14 protein-coding genes and 1 other RNA gene are annotated in these 17,517 nt (G+C 68.6%); 6 read left to right on the forward strand and 9 right to left on the reverse strand.

Translation table 11 applies throughout. From position 1 onward, the window contains the following. The first annotated feature begins 1 nt into the window (after position 1). Positions 2-1,633 (forward strand): bifunctional RNase H/acid phosphatase, encoded by a 1,632-nt coding sequence (locus ACIRS4_RS24905; RefSeq protein ID WP_404199870.1) that lies wholly within the window; start codon positions 2-4, stop codon positions 1,631-1,633. Positions 1,634-1,651: 18 nt separating this feature from the next. Here ACIRS4_RS24905 and yaaA read toward each other — a convergent pair whose 3' ends face one another. The 3 genes from yaaA to ACIRS4_RS24920 all read right to left on the reverse strand — a co-directional run bounded on the left by yaaA (position 1,652) and on the right by ACIRS4_RS24920 (position 3,858). Then, entirely contained in the window at positions 1,652-2,434 is a 783-nt protein-coding gene (gene yaaA / locus ACIRS4_RS24910) for a peroxide stress protein YaaA (RefSeq protein ID WP_404199873.1), read from the reverse strand. A 66-nt stretch (positions 2,435-2,500) separates the two neighbouring features. Continuing rightward, complete coding sequence (locus tag ACIRS4_RS24915; RefSeq protein WP_404199876.1) at positions 2,501-3,085, reverse strand: hypothetical protein; 585 nt, start codon at positions 3,083-3,085, stop codon at positions 2,501-2,503. Between the two features lie 20 nt (positions 3,086-3,105). Further along, positions 3,106-3,858 (reverse strand): MerR family transcriptional regulator, encoded by a 753-nt coding sequence (locus ACIRS4_RS24920; RefSeq protein ID WP_404199879.1) that lies wholly within the window; start codon positions 3,856-3,858, stop codon positions 3,106-3,108. Between the two features lie 157 nt (positions 3,859-4,015). Between ACIRS4_RS24920 and ACIRS4_RS24925 the strand changes: the two genes are divergently transcribed. The 4 genes from ACIRS4_RS24925 to ACIRS4_RS24940 all read left to right on the forward strand — a co-directional run bounded on the left by ACIRS4_RS24925 (position 4,016) and on the right by ACIRS4_RS24940 (position 8,976). After that, complete coding sequence (locus ACIRS4_RS24925) at positions 4,016-4,591, forward strand: Uma2 family endonuclease (RefSeq protein ID WP_404199881.1); 576 nt, start codon at positions 4,016-4,018, stop codon at positions 4,589-4,591. A 29-nt stretch (positions 4,592-4,620) separates the two neighbouring features. Continuing rightward, positions 4,621-5,022: RNase P RNA component class A (gene rnpB, locus ACIRS4_RS24930), an RNA gene on the forward strand. A gap of 943 nt (positions 5,023-5,965) precedes the next feature. Beyond that, positions 5,966-6,838, forward strand: coding sequence for a hypothetical protein (locus ACIRS4_RS24935; protein ID WP_404199884.1), 873 nt, complete (start codon positions 5,966-5,968; stop codon positions 6,836-6,838). A 38-nt stretch (positions 6,839-6,876) separates the two neighbouring features. After that, entirely contained in the window at positions 6,877-8,976 is a 2,100-nt protein-coding gene (locus ACIRS4_RS24940; protein WP_404199887.1) for an AIPR family protein, read from the forward strand. A gap of 27 nt (positions 8,977-9,003) precedes the next feature. Here the strand turns inward: ACIRS4_RS24940 and ACIRS4_RS24945 are convergent, their stop codons facing one another. The 3 genes from ACIRS4_RS24945 to ACIRS4_RS24955 all read right to left on the reverse strand — a co-directional run bounded on the left by ACIRS4_RS24945 (position 9,004) and on the right by ACIRS4_RS24955 (position 11,750). Continuing rightward, a complete protein-coding gene (locus tag ACIRS4_RS24945) occupies positions 9,004-10,620 on the reverse strand; it encodes a protein kinase (RefSeq protein ID WP_404199890.1) in 1,617 nt (538 codons plus the stop codon). Between the two features lie 80 nt (positions 10,621-10,700). Beyond that, a complete protein-coding gene (locus ACIRS4_RS24950) occupies positions 10,701-10,892 on the reverse strand; it encodes a hypothetical protein (RefSeq protein ID WP_404199893.1) in 192 nt (63 codons plus the stop codon). A gap of 9 nt (positions 10,893-10,901) precedes the next feature. Next, a complete protein-coding gene (locus ACIRS4_RS24955; RefSeq protein ID WP_404199896.1) occupies positions 10,902-11,750 on the reverse strand; it encodes a helix-turn-helix domain-containing protein in 849 nt (282 codons plus the stop codon). A gap of 251 nt (positions 11,751-12,001) precedes the next feature. Between ACIRS4_RS24955 and ACIRS4_RS24960 the strand changes: the two genes are divergently transcribed. Beyond that, on the forward strand, positions 12,002-12,415 hold the full coding sequence (locus ACIRS4_RS24960; protein ID WP_404199899.1) for an ATP-binding protein: 414 nt from the start codon (positions 12,002-12,004) through the stop codon (positions 12,413-12,415). Between the two features lie 43 nt (positions 12,416-12,458). On the opposite strand, the gene ACIRS4_RS24965 is transcribed toward ACIRS4_RS24960, so the two are convergent. Genes ACIRS4_RS24965 through ACIRS4_RS24975 form a run of 3 tightly spaced genes read right to left on the reverse strand, consistent with a single transcriptional unit; the run spans position 12,459 to position 17,497 of the window. Further along, positions 12,459-15,662, reverse strand: a complete 3,204-nt coding sequence (locus ACIRS4_RS24965) for a type I restriction endonuclease subunit R (protein ID WP_404199901.1) — start codon at positions 15,660-15,662, stop codon at positions 12,459-12,461. A gap of 6 nt (positions 15,663-15,668) precedes the next feature. Beyond that, positions 15,669-16,283, reverse strand: coding sequence for a DUF4276 family protein (locus ACIRS4_RS24970; protein ID WP_404199904.1), 615 nt, complete (start codon positions 16,281-16,283; stop codon positions 15,669-15,671). Beyond that, a complete protein-coding gene (locus ACIRS4_RS24975; RefSeq protein WP_404199907.1) occupies positions 16,280-17,497 on the reverse strand; it encodes an AAA family ATPase in 1,218 nt (405 codons plus the stop codon). Before ACIRS4_RS24975 ends, ACIRS4_RS24970 begins: the two co-directional genes overlap by 4 nt. Between the last annotated feature and the right edge of the window lie 20 nt (positions 17,498-17,517).

Genomic DNA, 17,517 nt, shown 5'->3' on the forward strand with positions numbered 1-17,517 from the left:
CGTGGGCGCGCGGGAGTTCGTGGTCGAGGCGGACGGCGGTTCCCGGGGCAACCCGGGGCCCGCGGGCTACGGCAGCGTGGTCGTCGACGCGGCGACGGGGGAGACCCTCGTCGAACGGGCCGAGTACATCGGTGTCGCCACCAACAACGTGGCCGAGTACCGGGGCCTGCTGGCCGGACTGCGCGCCGCCCGCGAACTCGACCCGGACGCGGTGGTCCGGGTGCGGATGGACTCCAAGCTCGTCGTCGAGCAGATGTCGGGCCGCTGGAAGATCAAGCACCCCGACATGAAGCCGCTGGCGACGGAGGCGGCCCGGGTGTTCCCGCCCGGCCAGGTCACCTACGAGTGGATCCCGCGCGAACGCAACAAGCACGCGGACCGGCTGGCCAACGAGGCGATGGACGCGGGCAAGCGGGGCGAGCGGTGGGAGGCCGGGCCGCTTCGCCCCGGAGCGGCGCGAGCCGACCTGCGGGCGGCCCGAGCCGTGGCAGGCCCGGCGGAGCCCGACCTTGCCGCGTCGGCCGAGCCCGAGGTCGCCGCCCTCGACACTGCTGAGGACGCCTCCACGGGGGCCGGTGTCGGTCCTTCCGGCACTGGCTCCGCCGGCGCTTCTGCCAGTAGCTCCGACGGTGCCTCCGCTGCAGCCGACGCCGGCAGTCCCGCCGCGGCGGCCCCGGCCGGTGCTGGCGGCCCCGCCGTGTCCGCCCCGGTTGGTACTGATGTTTCCGTCGGGGTCTCGGCTGCAGTCGACGCCGGCGGCCCTGCTGCCGCTGAGGCTCCGGCCGGTCGTGGCGGCCCCGCCGTGTCCGCCCCGGCAGGCACCACCGACGCTTCCGTCGGAGTCGCGCCCCCGGCCGGCACCGGTGCCACGACCACGCCCGCCACCGCCGCAGCCACGACCAGGCCCGCCAAGGCCTCCGCCTCGACCACGCCCGCCACGGGTGCCCCCTCTGCCACCTCCTCCACCCCGCAGCCCTCCGTCGGCTGGGGTTCCGCTCCTGATCTCGGGGCTCCCGCCACCCTCGTCCTGCTGCGGCACGGCGAGACGCCGCTCACCCCGCAGAAGCGGTTCTCCGGCAGCGGCGGCAGCGATCCCTCCCTCTCCGCCGTGGGCCGGGAGCAGGCCGAGCGGGTCGCCGCGGCCCTCGCCCGGCGCGGGACCATCCAGCACATCGTCGCCTCCCCGCTGGCCCGGACCAGGCAGACCGCCGACGCGGTAGCGGCCCGCCTCGGTCTGCAGGTCACCGTCGAGGACGGCCTGCGCGAGACCGACTTCGGCGCATGGGAGGGGCTGACCTTCGGCGAGGTCCGCGAGCGCCACCCCGAGGACCTCACCAGGTGGCTCGCCGACCCCGAGGCCGAACCCACCGGCGGCGGCGAGAGCTTCGCGGCCACCGCCACCCGGATCGCGGCCACCCGCGACAAGCTGGTCGCGGCCTACGCGGGCCGCACGGTCCTGCTGGTCACCCATGTGACACCGATCAAGACCTTCGTACGGCTCGCCCTGGGCGCCCCGCCCGAGTCACTGTTCCGCATGGAACTGTCGGCGGCCTCCCTCTCGGCGGTGGCGTACTACGCCGACGGCAACGCGAGTGTCCGACTGCTCAACGACACGTCTCACCTGCGCACGTAGGGAAGACGGCGGGCCCCCTCAGTGGATCTCCTCCACCAGCACGTCCAGCGTCCACGCCGCCCCCGCCCGAGCCGGCGCCTTCTCCTCCACCGTGTAGCCGAGGTCGCGCAGCGCCACCACCAGCTCGGCCGGGTCCTTCGGCGCCGACCCCGTCGCCAGCAGGCTGCGGACGATCCGCCCCTTCGTCGCCTTGTTGAAGTGGCTGACCACCTTCCGGGTCGGCGCATGCAGCACCCGCACGCTCGCCGTGCGCGCCGCGACCTCGCCCTTCGGCTTCCACGCCGCCGCGTACGCCGCCGACCGCAGGTCCAGCACCAGCCCGTCGCCCGCCGCCTCCGGCAGCACGGCCGCCATCGGCGTACGCCAGTACGCGCCCAGCGCCCCGAGCCCCGGCAGCCTCACGCCCATCGAGCAGCGGTACGAGGGGATGCGGTCCGTCACCCGTACGGCTCCCCACAGCCCCGAGAACACCAGCAGCGACCTGGCAGCCCGCCGCTTCGCGGCCGTGTCCAGCGAGGCCAGGTCCAGGGCGTCGTAGAGGACGCCCGTGTAGATCTCCCCGGCCGGACGCGCGCCCGCCGTACGCAGCTCCGCGTTCTTCGCCACCTCGCCGCGCAGGCCCTCGCTCAGGCCGAGCACCTCGCGCGCCTTCTCCTCGTCCCCCGCGCACAGCTCGACCAGCTCGGTCAGGACGGCCTCGCGCGCGTCGGCGAGCCCCGGCAGGGCCAGAGCATCCGGCTTCAGCGGTGCGCCACGACCGGAGGCGGCCTTTCCTTCGGACGGGGGCAGCAGGACGAGCACGAGCGTTTCTCCTTCGGTCAGGCTCCACGGCCAGGTTCAGTCAGCCTCCACGGCCGAGCCTCCGCGTCAGCGTACGGGGTGCGCCCCAGCCCGCCTCATCCCGTCCCGGACGTCCCTTACGAGCTCTCCCGCGTCGTCCGCGTGCAGGCGCACCACACTCACCTCCCGCCGGCGACCGAAGAAGCCGGCGTGGAGGACCGGATCGGTCAGCTCCAGGGTGATGGAGGTGACCGAGCCCACCGGCAGATTCAGCTCCCGCGAAGACCCCCCGGCGGCCGCGTGCGTGGTGAGCGACTCGTGCCGTACGGCCGCGATCCGCTCCAGCGGAACCATCAGATCGACGTGGACGGCATGACGTACGCGCAGATTGTCGCCGTACAGGACGTGCGGGCGCACCCGCCAGGCCGCGTACAGGCCGATGACGACGACCACCGTGTACAGGTCGAGGACCAGCACGACCGTGTGCACGACGGGCCACGCGCGCAGCAGCAACGACATGACGACCGTCTCGACCACGCACACGAACGCGAGCCCCGCCGCCATCGCGCCCTGCCCCCGCGCGTACCCGAACGCCCGGCCGTCCCCGACCCCGTGCGCCCGCCGGGCCGCCCAGAGCCACAGACTCACCAGCAGCCGAAGCTCGTGCCGCACGAGCGCGGAGGCCGCCGCCCTCACGGCCGGCCGTCCCGCGCGAGGAGGCGCAGTGCCCGGCGGATCGCCTCCGCCTGGGCGGGGGCGAAGTCGGCGTACAGGGCGCGCAGGAAGGCGTGGTCCTGGTCGACGTCCGCGGTCTGCGGGAGCAGCTCCCGAGGGGTGCACTCGGCGAGCCGGTGGGCGGCCGCCTCCACGCGGGGGTCGTCGGGATCGGCGTCGGCGAGCGCGTCGAGCAGCGCGTACGCCTCGTGGGCGCGGGCCGCCGCCTCCGGGGACGCCACCACCGCGCCCACCGCCGCCATCAGCCGCTCCCGCTCCTCGGGAGCCGCGGCCGTATCGATCAGCGCGAGCACCTCGCGGTCCCGGGCGGCCATGGGGGAGTCGGAGGCGGGTATCCCGGCGAACAGCGCGGCCAGCTCGGGTGAGACCGGCCCCTCGGGGGGCAGCTCCTCCGCCTCGAGCAAGGCCCGCAGCCGCTCCCGCCGTTGACGCAGGGCCGACTCCTGCCGGGCCAGGTCGTCGTCCAACTCGCTGAGCACCTCGACGAGGTCCTTGCCCGCGTCGTCCGCGAGTACGTCCCGCACCTCGGCGAGCCCCAGCCCCAGCTCGGTCAGCCGTCGGATCCGGGCGAGGGTCACGGCGTGCCGGAGGGTGTAGTCCCGGTACCCGTTGGCACGCCGCTCGGGTTCGGGCAGCAGCCCCAGATGGTGGTAGTGCCGGACGGTCCGCGTGGTGACGCCGACGGCCTCGGCGAGTTCTCCGATCCGCATGCCACCAGTACAGACGTTGACGTCGCGGCAGGGTCAAGGCCGCTCTCCCGGTCACGGGGGCGATCCTGTGCCACGATCGAGGGAACGGTTTCCGATCCTGCGGACAGGTGATCCGGCGATGTCCCAGTCTGGCGAGCGACCGAAGGAGGGGCGTGACATGACGGCCAGGGCCCACGAGCCGCTCACGCAGGAAGAAGTCCTGCTGGAGGGCTTCCTCGCCCTGGACACCCCGGAAGGTTTCCGGGCGGAACTCGTCGAGGGGGAGATCGTTGTGACGCCGCCGCCGGACGGGGATCACGAGGATTACATCGGGCTCATCGTGAGCCAGGTGATCAAGCGGTCCACGATCGACATGCAGTTCTCCGGGAACAAGGGGCTAAGGCTGGGGAAGGCGGAGGGATGCCCGAATCATGTGATCCCGGACGGCACGTTCGCACCACAGGCACTGCGGCTGTACCGGGGCGCAGACCCCTGGATGCCCAGCCAGGGCGTCGCCATGGTGCTGGAGGTGACATCCACCAGGCCGCGGGCTGACCGTGAGGTCAAGCGCCGGTGCTACGCGCGCGCCGGCATCCCCCTCTTCCTGCTCGTCGACCGGGAGACCTCGGAGGTCACGCTTCTCAGCGACCCGAAGCAGGACGACTACCGTCAGCGCTGCACGCTGCCTTTCGGCAAGCCGCTCGCGCTCCCCGAGCCCTTCGCCTTCGACCTGGACACGTCCGACTTCCTCTGAGAGCCCGGTACCATGGTCGACACGGCAGACGAGCCGGGCGGACGGCCGCGTGAGGTCCCTCAGGGGGCTTCCCGAGGAACGTCCGGGCTCCACAGGGCAGGGTGGTGGCTAACGGCCACCCGGGGTGACCCGCGGGACAGTGCCACAGAAAACAGACCGCCCGGCGCTCAGGCGCCGGGTAAGGGTGAAACGGTGGTGTAAGAGACCACCAGTGCCCAGGGTGACCTGGGCAGCTAGGTAAACCCCACCCGGAGCAAGGTCAAAAGGAAACACCCCGGTGTTTCTGCGCGGACGTTCGAGGGCTGCCCGCCCGAGTCCGCGGGTAGACCGCACGAGGCCGGCGGCAACGTCGGCCCTAGATGGATGGCCGTCTCCCCGGCCGCCGCGAGGCAGCCGGGCGACAGAACCCGGCGTACAGCCCGACTCGTCTGCCGCCAAGGGCACCTAACCAGGGAACATGCTGGTCAGGAGCTCTCCTTGCCAGGTCAGGAGCTTGATCGAACCCCGGTCCGCACCGGTTCAAGCCGGACCTCACTGTCACGAACGTAGCCACCCACGCGGTCCCTGTGGGCACTCGCCCTGATCACTGGGCTGCGGTGATTCTCTGAGCACTACTGCCCGGCTTGCCCGAATGCAAGGCACCCTCCATCAGCGGGCGACTGCAATTTCCAGGGTGCGCCGTTTTACGCAGGGGACAACGCCCTGCGCGCACCGTTGACCGGGCGTCAGGTAATCGGTGGGTCCGTAGGCTTGGTCTTTGAGGAACTGGGGGAAGGCATAACGGAGTTGGCGGAGCAGCGAGACCTGGGGACGTGCAAGCCGGTGGCTGGAGCTGGCGCGCTACCATCCCTCTGAGTCTGGCTCGGTGTGGTGGCAGGCGGTTCGGGGGAGTGGATGACATTCGCACAACCAAGGCGGGCAGAGTTACTGTCTCCGGCACGATCGCCGCGGCTGGCGGTCCTCACCCCCGCCAGGGGCTTGCTCAGTCTCCTGGATCGGGACCCCACCGGGGAGAGGTCCTACTCTCAGACCTGTCGTGACTGGCCCGAAGCCAAGTCGCATCTAGCGATCCTGCTCGCTCCTCCCGACCAGCAGAGCGATGAATCTGGCCACGAGGACAGGCAGCGGATCTGGGGACTGGGCATAGTCCGTCCCGCTCACGAGACCGACTTGGACCGAAAGGTCTTCGTCACTCATGCTCGAAGGTTGCGGAAGCCGGTTCCTGTCTCAGAGCTCTGGTCCGCCGCTGGAGTGGGAGATGACTCACTCTCCGTGTCGTTACCGGAAAGCGGCCCTGTCACGGTCGGCGCGGACGTCGTGTTCGCCGGTCTCCAGCGGATCTCCGCTGCCTTAGCAGAGGAAGTCCAGAGGCTGATGCCTCTGCTCGACGATGGCGAAGGCTCGACCGACCAGGAGCTTCGCTGGCGCGATGAGCGCGATGCGCTGCTGCTCTTCGTCAAGATTGCCGGGTTGACCGCGAAGGATTTCACACGGGCACACGGCTGGGACAGGACAGCCGCCGAGGAGAGCTACATCAGCGGGCTCAACGGGGTTGCGGTGCAGCCGACGTTCGACGACAAGCGCGAACGGGTGGCGGAGCGGCTCAGCGGTATCGGAGTCGCCGTCGTGAAGGCGTTCGCGAGCCGCGACAATCGCCGAAGTTATGACCTGGAAGCCACGTCGATCATCGATCCGCGGGTGATCGGCGGCGCTGAGGGCTCCCTCGACGCCTTCTACTACCACTACGACACCGGAACGGTTGTCGTGTTGCGCTACTTGAGTCCCGGGCCGAACGGGACCTTCTCGCCCGACGCTAGGCGCAGCCTGCACGAACTCCACGGCCGAGTCCACAGGCCGGAACAAGGTACTCGGCATAGGACCGACGATTACAGCTTGCTGGAGGATCCCCTCTTTCTCCGCATTCATGACCAAGTGCCTTTCACCTCTGCCCTGCACCGGACGAGTTCCGGCGCGATCTACCCCTACGGCCAGTTCGCGGCGGCGATCCCGGTCGCGGCGGAGACCGGTCTCCCCGGTCCTTCCGCGGATGTGCTCACCCGCCACCTGGTACCGACCGACTTTGCAAGCCTGGTCCGCGACGGTTGGTTCGGCGCTCGTGGCGTGCCCTTGGAGGCCGCCTCGGACTGGGTGAAGGCCTCTGTCGAAGCGGTCGGCGCCGTTTTGGTGGTTGTCGACTTCAACGGGCGGGCGCGTGGCAACGGTTCAGGGCTCGGCATAGGGTCTTAGGCCATCACAAGACACAATCATTGGGAGAGCGGCTATCCATGGTCACCTCGGGGGCGGACACACCTCGCCAGGTCACGCAGGTGCGCGAGCAACTGCATGAGACGTTTGACGGGGTCATAGACGTCAGCGACATCGCCCACTTCCGAGGCGACAACTACGAACAGCGTTTTCTCTCCCGCGCCCTTGCAGCCCTCGCGGTACGACGCGTGGCCAAGTGCAGCGTGGCCGAGGCGGCCCGGTTCGTCACTGACGGCATCGCGGACCAGGGAATGGACGCCATTGCTCCCCTGCCAGACAGCGGGCGGGCTCTGCTCGTCCAGGCGAAGTGGAGCGACAAGGGCACGGCGACCTTCGACGTGGGCGCCGCCAAGGCGATGGTGGACGGTCTGAACCGCATCGAGAACGAGTTGTACGACCAGTTCAACCAGCGTGCCGGCGCGCTCGCCTTGGAGGCCCGACCGTTCATCATCAACGAGCGAGCCACTCTGGTCATCGCGCTGATGGGCACTGTAGAGCCCTCTCCACCCGCGCGCGAGGTTCTCGACAACGCTCTCGACGAATTCAACAAGCATGGCGCCCGCATGAGCGTCGAGGTGCTGTACGCCGCTGACTTCCATGATCAGATCCATGCGGATCTTCGGCCGGAGCCTATCTGTCTGGACGTACGCCTTGACGACTGGTACCAGCAACAGGGACCACTAAAGGCCTATCAGGGCACGGTCTCCGCCGAGAGCGTCGCCGAGTGGTACGAGACGCTCGGTACCGGTCTGTTCGAGCAGAATCTCCGGGCCCCGCTCGGGCCCACCGTCACCAATGCGGAGATCGGTCTGACCCTTACCTCCGATCCGACCAGATTCTGGCACCTGAACAACGGCATCACCATGATCTGCGACTCGCTCACGGCGAAGAACGACAGCGCCAGGGCACCGCAGAGCAAGCCGACCACCCTCACCGTGACGGGGGCGAGTATCGTCAACGGCGCTCAGACGGTACGGGCTGTCGCCAGGGCCATGCACGAAGACGGTGAGGCCGCGGCCAACGCCACTGTGAGCATCAAGGTCATCAACACGCAGAATGACCGGGAATTCGGCGTCCAGGTCTCGCAGGCGGCGAACCGGCAGAACGCCATCGAGCAGCGCGATCACATCGCGCTGGAACCGGTGCACCAGGCAATCAAGGCCAACCTGCGGGCCGAACTGCGCAAGCAGTACGTGATCAAGCGGGGCGAGCCGGTTGCCGCGCCCGAGACCGGTTGTTCACTGGACGAACTCGCTCTCGCACTCGCGTGCCTGTACCCGGATGCGGAACAGGCCGCCCGGGCCGCCAGTTCGACGGAGAACCTCTGGGAGCAGGGCCCAAAGGGGAGCCACACCCTGCTGTTCAAACGCGAACCCTCCCCGCAGAAGGTGTGGCGCTCCGTGCTCACGCTGCGCGCGGCACGGAGCGCGGTCTACGAACTGGGCAGTGGTCAGAACAGCCGCGAGGCCGCGACCACCGAGCATGGTGGCTTTCTCGTCACCCACCTGCTCTTTCAGCATCTCGGCGCCACGAGTATCGATGACCCCGACTTCGACTGGGACAGCGAGGTCCTGGAGAAGATTCCCGCCCTCGTACCGGATTTGGTACGACGGCTGACGCACGAAATCGTGACTCGTTACGGGCCGCGTCCCCAGATCAGGACCGCCTTCCAGACCGCGGGGACGTGCCGGGAGCTCGCGAAGCATGTCCTCGGCGACCTGGCCGATGGCGTCGCCGTTCCCGCACCTCCCGTGAAGGAGCGCAAGCCGCGTCGTCCCAACACCGTGCCGCTCCTGGTCGACCGCCGTGTCATCAAGGACGGAGCGCCTCTCCGGTACGTGGCTCTGAACGAGCCCGAGCGCGACGCCATGGAGGAGTGGCTTGTCCAGGACGAGCGGCGGCGCCAGGCGACCTGGGTCAATCACCGGACCAAATCGATCCTGTGGGCGTACGACGAGAAGCAGTACTCGCCGTCCGGGCTGGTGTCGAAGATGTGGGCGGACGCCGACTGGGGCGACCGCCCGGTTGCCAATCAGGGAACAGCTCGCTGGTTCCAGTCGGACGGACTGAGCCTGTGGGATCTGGCTCAGCGCATCCACAGCGAAGAGGACGAGGCCTGACGGCGTGTACACCGCATCGGCAGGACGTCAGTAGGGGCGCGGTCCCTCGGGGCCGCGCAGCCGGGCGAGGAGATCAGCGATCTCGCGGGTCTCCTCGTCGTCCTCGCCGAGGAGGACGCACATGTCCTCGTGGAGGGCGTCGAGGACCCCCTCGGCCTCGGTGCGGCGGCCCTCGGAGAAAAGGAGGAGGCCGATGCTGCGGCGCAGGTCGAGAGCGGTCTCGGAGGCGTCTCCGGCCGCGTCGGACACGACTTCCAGCACCTCCTGGAACTCCTGCAGGGCGGCGGTGGCCTGGCCGAGGTTGGCCCGGCAGTGGGCGGCGCGTCGGCGGCACTCCAGCGCGCTCTCGCTGGACGGTCCCGAGGTACGGGCGTAGACGGCGGCCAGCGCGTCGAACTCGGGCAAGGCGCGCCGGAAGTCCTCGCCGGCCATGAGGACCGCCGCGCGCTGCCGCCGCAGACCGAGCACACGGGGGTTGTGCGCGCCGAGAGCGGTGGCCGCCGTGGCGATCACCGCCTTGAGGACGTCCGCAGCCTGGGCGAACCGTCCGCTTTCGGCGAGGTCCGCGGACCTGGCGTAGGCGTCCCGGATCGAGTCCCGGAGCGCGGTGTCGACGCGTGCCGGGACAGGCACCGGAGTCGCCGGCTCGGGTGAGAGCGCGGGCGTCGTGGTCCGCCGCAAGGGTGCGTTCGGCTGCCGGTAGACCACCGTCGGGTCGGGAACCTCGGAAGGGGAGCCGCCGTGGGTGGGGGCCACGGGTTCGGCTGCCGATCCCGGTTGCGGCAGGTGCGCTGACAGACGCTCGTACACCGCGTACGCGTCGACGGGACGCTGCTCGGGCACCTTGGCCAGCAGGTCCAGGGTCAGCGCCTCCAGGTCCTCCGGCACCTCGGGCCGCAGGGTGCGCAACGGCTTCGGCGGCACGTCCATGTGCTGGTGCAGGAGCTGGTAGTCGTTGTCGCCGCTGAACACCGGCTCTCCGGCGAGGAGTTCGTGCAGCACGCAGCCGAGCGCGTAGAGGTCGCTGAGTGGGGTGATCTGCGCGCCGTCGATCTGCTCGGGCGGCATGTACCGGCTGGTACCGATCCGGCTGCCGGTGGCCGTGAGCCGGGTGACGTCCGTGTGCAGCAGCTTCGCGATGCCGAAGTCCAGCACCTTGACCGTGCCGTCAGCGGCGATCAGGACGTTGTCCGGCTTCAGATCACGGTGCACGACCGGGATGGCGTGCGCGTACGACAGCACGGTGCAGATCTGCGCCGCGATCGACGCGGCCCAGCTCACCGGGAGCCGCGCCGCCGCTCCGTCCTCCGCGCCTGCCAGCACCCTGCGCAGGGAGATCCCGCGCACGTACTCCATCACCAGGTACAGCCGGTCGTACGACGTCTCGTCGAGTACCGCGTCGAACACCTGCGGCACGCCATGGTGGCCGATGCGTGCGGTGACGCGCGCCTCGCGTTCGAAGCGGCGGGCGAACTCCTGTGCCTGTACGGGCGATGCGACGACGTCGGGTCGGATGAGCTTGACCGCGATCTCTCGGTCGAGGATGGCGTCGTAGCCGCGCCAGACCGTGCCCATACCGCCGGACTCGATCTCGTCGATCAGCTCATAGCGGCCCTGCTCGCCGATTCTCCTGCCCTGCGACACGCTTTGCGCCCCCCGTCGTCCTGATGCCACGTCAGTCGATCGCTGTACACGGTACCTATCGGCGGGGCACGCGGCAGGGGTTACAGCAGGTGGTCGGCTTTGCCGGCCTTGATATCGGTGATGAGGGTGCGCAGGGCTTCGAGGGAGTCGGTTAGGTATCGGTCCTCTTGGCCGTTGACGGCTATGTAGCCGTTGCCTTCGGCGTCCGTGCCGAGGCGGAAGCAGGAACTGCCTTCGGCGCAGAAGGGGGATTCCCAGGTGATGTCGGGCACGGGTGCTCCTCACAGTTGGCGTGCGAGTTCACGAATGAAGTCTCGGGACTGCTCTGGCGGCAGTGCCAGACCTTCCAACAGATCGAGCTGTGCCCGGTATTTCGCCACCTGCCCTTCGGCGTGGAGGAAGGTGGGTCCGTGGGAGCTGTCCACCTGCACTGTATCGAGCTGCGGTACGGGTCCTTCCATGTAGACGACGGTCTGCCCGGCTCCAGGGAATGCGCCGTGGGCGAAGGGGACGACGAGCACGGTGACGTTGTCCAGTTCGGAGACCTCCACCAGGTACTGCAACTGGGCGCGAGCCACGTCGGTACCGCCGAACTGCATCCGCAGCGCGGCCTCGTGGATGACGGCGACATACGGGATCGCAGTGTCACCGGTGATCACCTGCTGGCGTTCCGAACGCAGCGCGAGACGCAGAGCAACCTCGTGCTCGGGCAGGGCAGGAACCGCAGCGCGGAAGATGGCCATCGCCTGTTCTGATGTCTGGAGCATGCCTGGCACGTGCACGGTGTTGGCACCGCGCATGCGTACAGCGCTGCTCTCCGATTCTGCGATGTCCAGCAGGCCTTGGGGCAGGGTGCCTCGATAGCGTTCCCACCAGCCCGTACTCGACTCGGCCATCTCGACGAGAGCATTGACGTACGCCTCATCGGTCACATCGCAGTTGCAAGCCAGTGTGCGCAGGCGGTCGGCGCTGATACCCCGGACTCCTGACTCGATGTTCGAGATCTTTCCTCGGTCCACACCCAGTAGGCCCGCCGCGAACTCTGCGGACATGCCTGCCCCCGTACGGATACGCCGCAGCTCACTTCCCAGTCGCTTCTGCCGTTCCGTGGGGGTCGTCCTCGGGGGCATGGAGTTCCTTCCATCCAGTTGGTCCACTCGATCGCACTCGAAGGCCACCCAAGCTCTTCGTGGTGAATTTTCTTGAGCGCGTGGAAAATTTACCACCACCTCCTCTACTGTCGGTATCGCGCACGCTACACACCGCAATGCCGGAAGCGCACCGCGCGCGCATGCCCGTCCGCCCTGGGACGGGTGTGCCCGCGACCAGGGCGGTAGGCCACCGGCGACCTCAAACCCCTCACAGAGTCGTGGAGTTCGCCATGCCGGAGATCCCCCTCGTCCCTGCCCACTGGCGCTTCCCCGCCCATCCCGCCTCCGTACGGCGGGCCCGGCACGCGGTCGCCGAATCGCTGCCGGATGCCCTCCGTCCACAACTCGGCTACGACCTGGGCCTGTTGACCTCGGAGTTGCTCACCAACGCCATCCGCCACGGCGCCTGCGGGGAGGACGGGGACCTCGTCGAACTCGTGTTGTGGCCGGCCGACGGACACTACTGGCTCGCCGTCTCCGACCCGGGTTCCGGCAAACCCGAACTGGCGCACCCGGGCGCCGACTCCGAGAGCGGTCGAGGCCTGATCCTCGTCGAGAGCCTCGCCACTGCCTGGACGGTCCGGCCCCGCCCCACGCGCGGAACGTCCGTGATCGCGGGGCTCTCCTTCCACGAGGGAGGCTGACCAGGGGAGTGGTCGTCAGGGAGGGGACGGAAGTCCGGGCAGGTCAGGCCGCCTCGTCGTCGATGTTCTCCTCCCGGCGGATCATCCGCCAGGCTGCCCGGCGCGCACTCTGGTTGAGCGACTGCTTGAAGCTGTCGTCGTGGCTGAAGTACTGCCGTCCCATGTCGGCGATGGTGTCGATGTGTTCGGCCATCTTGTCCTCGAAGACCTCGTCGAAGACGAGACCGAAGTTCTCCTCGTCGTTGACGGCGGCGGCGCGTACCTTCGGATCCGCCTTCGCCTCCGAGAACGGCGTGATCACGTCCTGATCAGTGAAGCTGGTGCCGTACTTGTCGTTGAACTTCTCGATCAGCTCCGACAGCAGCGACTTCTCCGGCTCCTTGGCGCCGCCCGCACCTTCGCCGAAGCCGCGCAGCTCCGCCGCTCCCTCGGAGGTGAGCGCGAGGTCGTGCTCGCCGGTCTTCTGGATGCGCAGGTGGCTGAGGTCGACGTCTCCTATGTCGACGCCGCCGTCTCCGCGTCGCGGCAGGCGGTTGAGCAGGTGACGGCCGTAGAGGTAGAGGCATTCGAGGTCGGCGTCGCGGTAGGGCACGATCTGCGAGAGGAAACCGTACTTCCGTACGTAGTCGTTGAGATCCGCGCGGAACTGCTCGGCGGCCTCGGCGGCTTCCTCGTCGGGGTCGCCCGCCTCGTCCTTGCGGTCCAGCAGGTCGGTAAACCGCTGGACAGCTGGGGCGAGTTGCCGGTACAGCTCCGCATGCAGCTTCTCCCAGCGGGCCACCGAGCCCGCCGCCTTCTCCTCGGCCGCCAGATAGGCGTCGGCGAATTCCCGCATCTCCTCCTCGACGAGGATGTCGGGCTGCATGACCTGGCTCTGCGCGATGTAGAGCAGGTTGGGGTCGGAGGGAAGGGTGTTCGCCTCCTCGAAGTACGGGCGGAAGGACTCCTTGATGTCCTCGGCGTCGTTGACGAAGTCCAGTACGGCCAGGTCCGCCTGCGACTTGCGGTCGGCGGTGCGGTTCAGACGGGAGAGGGTCTGGACGGCGCTGATGCCCGCGAGCTTCTTGTTCACGTACATCGTGGTGAGCAGCGGCTGGTCGAAGCCGGTCTGGTACTTCTCGGCGACGACCAGGATGCGGTACTCGCGCTGAGTCACCGTCCCGCCGGTGCGCACGGCCTTGTCGTCCTTGCGCGTGTACGCGAACGCCTTCGGCAGCGCGGACTCGGCCAGACCGCCGTTCTCCTTCGGCTCGGTCGTCTCCTCGCCGTCGTACGTAAGGCTGCCGGAGAACGCGACCAGAACGCCGGGGTCGGCGTACGCGTTGTCGCCGACGTACTTCCTGATCGCACGGGCCATCTGCACGGCACTGTGCCGGGAGGCCGTCACTACCATGGCCTTGGCCCGCCCGCCGAGCCGGCCGGCGGTGTGCGTGCGGAAGTGCTCGACGATCACCTGCGCCTGCTGCGTCACGGTGGAGTCGTGCGTGAGCGCGTACCGGGCGAGCAGGGGATTCGCCTTGGACGGATCCACCTCGCGCTCGTCCGGGTTCTTGTTCACCAGCTTCCAGTACGTGTCGTACGTGACGTAGGTACGCAGTGGGTCGAGGATGAAGCCTTCCTCGATGGCCTGGCGCATCGAGTACGTGTGGAAGGGGACGTACGTAGGCTTGCCTTTCACGCTGTCCAGGGTGCCGAAGAGTTCGAGCGTCTTATCCTTGGGCGTGGCCGTGAACGCGAAGTAGGAGAGGTTGGAGGCCTTGCTGCGCTGGGCGGCCTTGCGGATGAGTTTGACATCGGTGGTGGCAGCCGCCACTTCCACCTCGGTTGCCCCGGCGTCGTCGGAGTCCGAGTCCAGGCCGAGGTCACGCAGCGCCGCGCGTACGGCCGTGGCCGCGTCGCCGGACTGCGAGGAGTGCGCCTCGTCCACGATGATCGCGAAGTTGTGGCCCTGTATCTCGGTCGGGTTGCGGCGCAGGTAGTCGATGAGGGCAGGGAAGGTGTGCAGCGTGACGGTGATGATTCTTCCGGTCTCGCGGGACAGTGCCTTGGCGAGCTGGTCGGACTTCGCGCCGTGCTTCTCATCGATCTTCACGACCAGACCGGCGGTCTTCTCGAAGCTGCCGACGGTCTCGCGGAGCTGGGCGTCGAGATTGCGGCGGTCGGTGATGATCACGACCTTGTCGAAGACGGGCACACCGGGCTTGAGTCCGGCGGCCAGGGCATCGGGGTCGATCTCGGCGGGGTCGGTAGGCGTGTGCAGCGACGACAGGCGGTGCGCCAGCCACCCGATGGTGTTCGACTTGCCGGAACCTGCGGAGGCCATCCCCAGGTAGTTGTGACCGGCACCGTGGCGGGCCGCGTGGCCGGCGAGCTTCTTGACGATGTCCCACTGGTGGTAGCGCGGGAAGATCAGCTTCTTCCGTGTCCGTCCGTCCGGGCCCCTCTCCTTGCTGAGGTGCACGAACCGCTCGATCAGGTCCAGCCAGGTGTCCCGCTCCCAGATCTGTTCCCAGAGGTAGGAAGTCGCGTACGTCCCGGGGACGGTGGGCGCAGGATTCCCGGCACCGCCGGGCCTCCCTGGGCCCTCCGATCCCGTGTTGAACGGCAGGAACCGCGTCAGCTTGCCGCGCAGTTCGGGCGCGACGTAGACCACGTCCGTGTCGATGGCGAAGTTCGCGATGACGCGTCGCGCGAAGATCAGCTCAGTGGGGTCCCGCTTGAGTCGGTACTGCTCTTTCGCGTGCTCCGCTCCCTGCCGTGTGAGGGCGTTCTTCAACTCGGCAGTCGCCAGCGGGATTCCGTTGAGGAACAGGGTGAGGTCCAGCTCGTTGCCCTTGTCCGCCTGCTTCGCCGCGTACTGCAATTCCTTGACGAAGGTCAGCCGGTTCGCCCGATAGTCGTCCAGGACAGCGTCCGAAGCTACGAGCGACGGCTTGAAGTACGCGAGCCTGATCAGGACTCCGTGGTCCTTCACGCCCTTGCGGAGTACGTCCAGCACACCGTCGGTTCCGATCGCCTGGTCCACGCGCTTGGCGAACCCGGCCTGGGCGGCGTTGGCGTCGTCACCGTAGAGGGCGATCAGTTCGGCCCAGTCGTCGGCTTGGGTCTTGCCGATGAACTCGAAGAGCTGGGCGGTGTCCAGGCCGAGTTGGGGTTGGTAGTCCTGCTTGTTTCCCTCACTCCAACCGCGCTCCAACAGGGCGGCGACTATGGCGTTTCCGAATGCTGCTTCGTCGTGGACGGACATGAGCGGCTATTCCCCCCGCTTTCCGGTAACCAGATAGGTGATGTCGCGGCAGAACTTGTCGAACGACGGTGAGTTGCCGCGGGCCAGGTCGAGATCCATGTCCTGGGTCAGTGCCGGCTGGTCCACCCGGGGGCGGTACCGCACCCCGTCGCGCCGCTGGTGGGTCAGCCAGCCCTTGCAGTCGCGTCGCGTCTCGCTGTCGGCCGGAACCTCCAGCTGCTCGGCGAGCCCCGCCCGGCCGCTGAGGGAGGGTGCCGATGCGAGGAACCACGCCTCGAACTCCCGGTTCGCCAGCACGACAGCCGTCCGGCGGTCCGGGCGGGTGGCTTCGGCCCTCGCGAGCAGCGAAGGCCCGAGGCTGGCCGGGCAGTCGTCGTCGGCGTCGATCACGACCAGGATGCCGCCCGGGTGGTCGGCGGGTACACGTCGAGCCTGGGCCTCCACGGCGTTTTCCACGCCGCCTGGCCTGACGAGGCGGCCACGGTCGACCAGGAAGGGCGGCTGGATGTCGGCGTCCCAGATCTCAGCCTCGTACATCAGCCGCCGGAGAAGGACCGGCAGCGCGCCGATCTCGCCCTCGCCCTCCACGACGGAGGCGATCGTGACTCTCGGCTGGTTCACTCCTCACCCTCCGGTTGCTCGTCCGGTTGGGCTGGGGGCTGGACGACCGGGCGTAGTTGGTCGGAGCGCAGCAGCTCGGCCGTGGTGGCCAGGCCGTCGGCCACGATCGACCGACTCACCGGGTCGACTTCGCCGATCACCGTGACCCCGTGCTCGGCGGCGACCACGCGGATGGCCGACAGGTCGGCCTCCTTACGGTCGAACAGCTCCGTGCTCTGTGTGGTGGCGAGAACCTGTACGTGCTCACTGGCTTCCGTGAGCGCGTCGTAGAGGGCTCCGGCCGCGAGTGGGTGCAGCGCCAACTCGGGCTCCTCGACGGCGATGAGCGGAATCCACCCGTCGCGGGCGTCGTGCTGGAAGAGTGCGGTCAATAGACCGATGGCGCGGATGGTCCCTTCCGACATGGACTCGGCCCGGAAGATGTGCGGTTCGGTGTCGCCGTCAGCGGCGAAGCTGATCCGCGCCGCGATGTAGTCGGCGGAGGGGTCTGTGGGGCCGACCTCTACGACTCCGGGCACGATCGCCCCGAGATATTGCGAGATGCGCTCCCGCTGCCGCTCGCCGAGCGCGGCCAGTGCCGGGCCGAGGCCGCTGCCGTCCTCCTTCAGCATCCCGGCGGTTGGCGTGTTGGGACGGACCGCACGGAGGTTGGACAGGTCAGGGCTGTAGAAGAACATATCCGCGAGCGTCCCGTGAAGTTTGAAGAACGGCTCTGTGTCAGCCACTCGTGCAAGCTCCAGTCGACCCTTACGATGTCCCGTTTCCGGGCGGTCTCGCACCTCGAATCGCTTGGTGTCAGTCCCGCTCTGATCGCCAGGTCGGTGCATTTCGCAGAACTCACGCTGAATGCGGAAACCAGATCCTGTGTCGCGGCCCAACCTGGCGGCGGCCGCCGGTGCGAGGGTGATCTCGTACGACCCCACCCATGGCTTCCTGTCATGGGGAGGGAACGCTGGCAGGTAAAACTCCAGACCGATCGTGCAGGAGGTCGCCGGCTTAGGGACCCGGCGCACAACTTCCTCCCACCCGCCACGCGCCGCCACAGCCTCGGCCGGACCGTCCAACAGCGCGTCGCGGACGAAGCGCAAGGCGTCCAGGAAGTTCGACTTGCCTGCTGCGTTCAGTCCGAACAACACGGTGAACGGGCCGAGAGCCACGTCGCAATGGGCGATGGACTTGTAGTTGCCGACGCGGACACGGGTGATGATCGGCATCGGGAGGTGAGACGCGGCGG

This window comes from Streptomyces sp. NPDC101166, assembly GCF_044768125.1.
GTDB lineage: Bacteria > Actinomycetota > Actinomycetes > Streptomycetales > Streptomycetaceae > Streptomyces.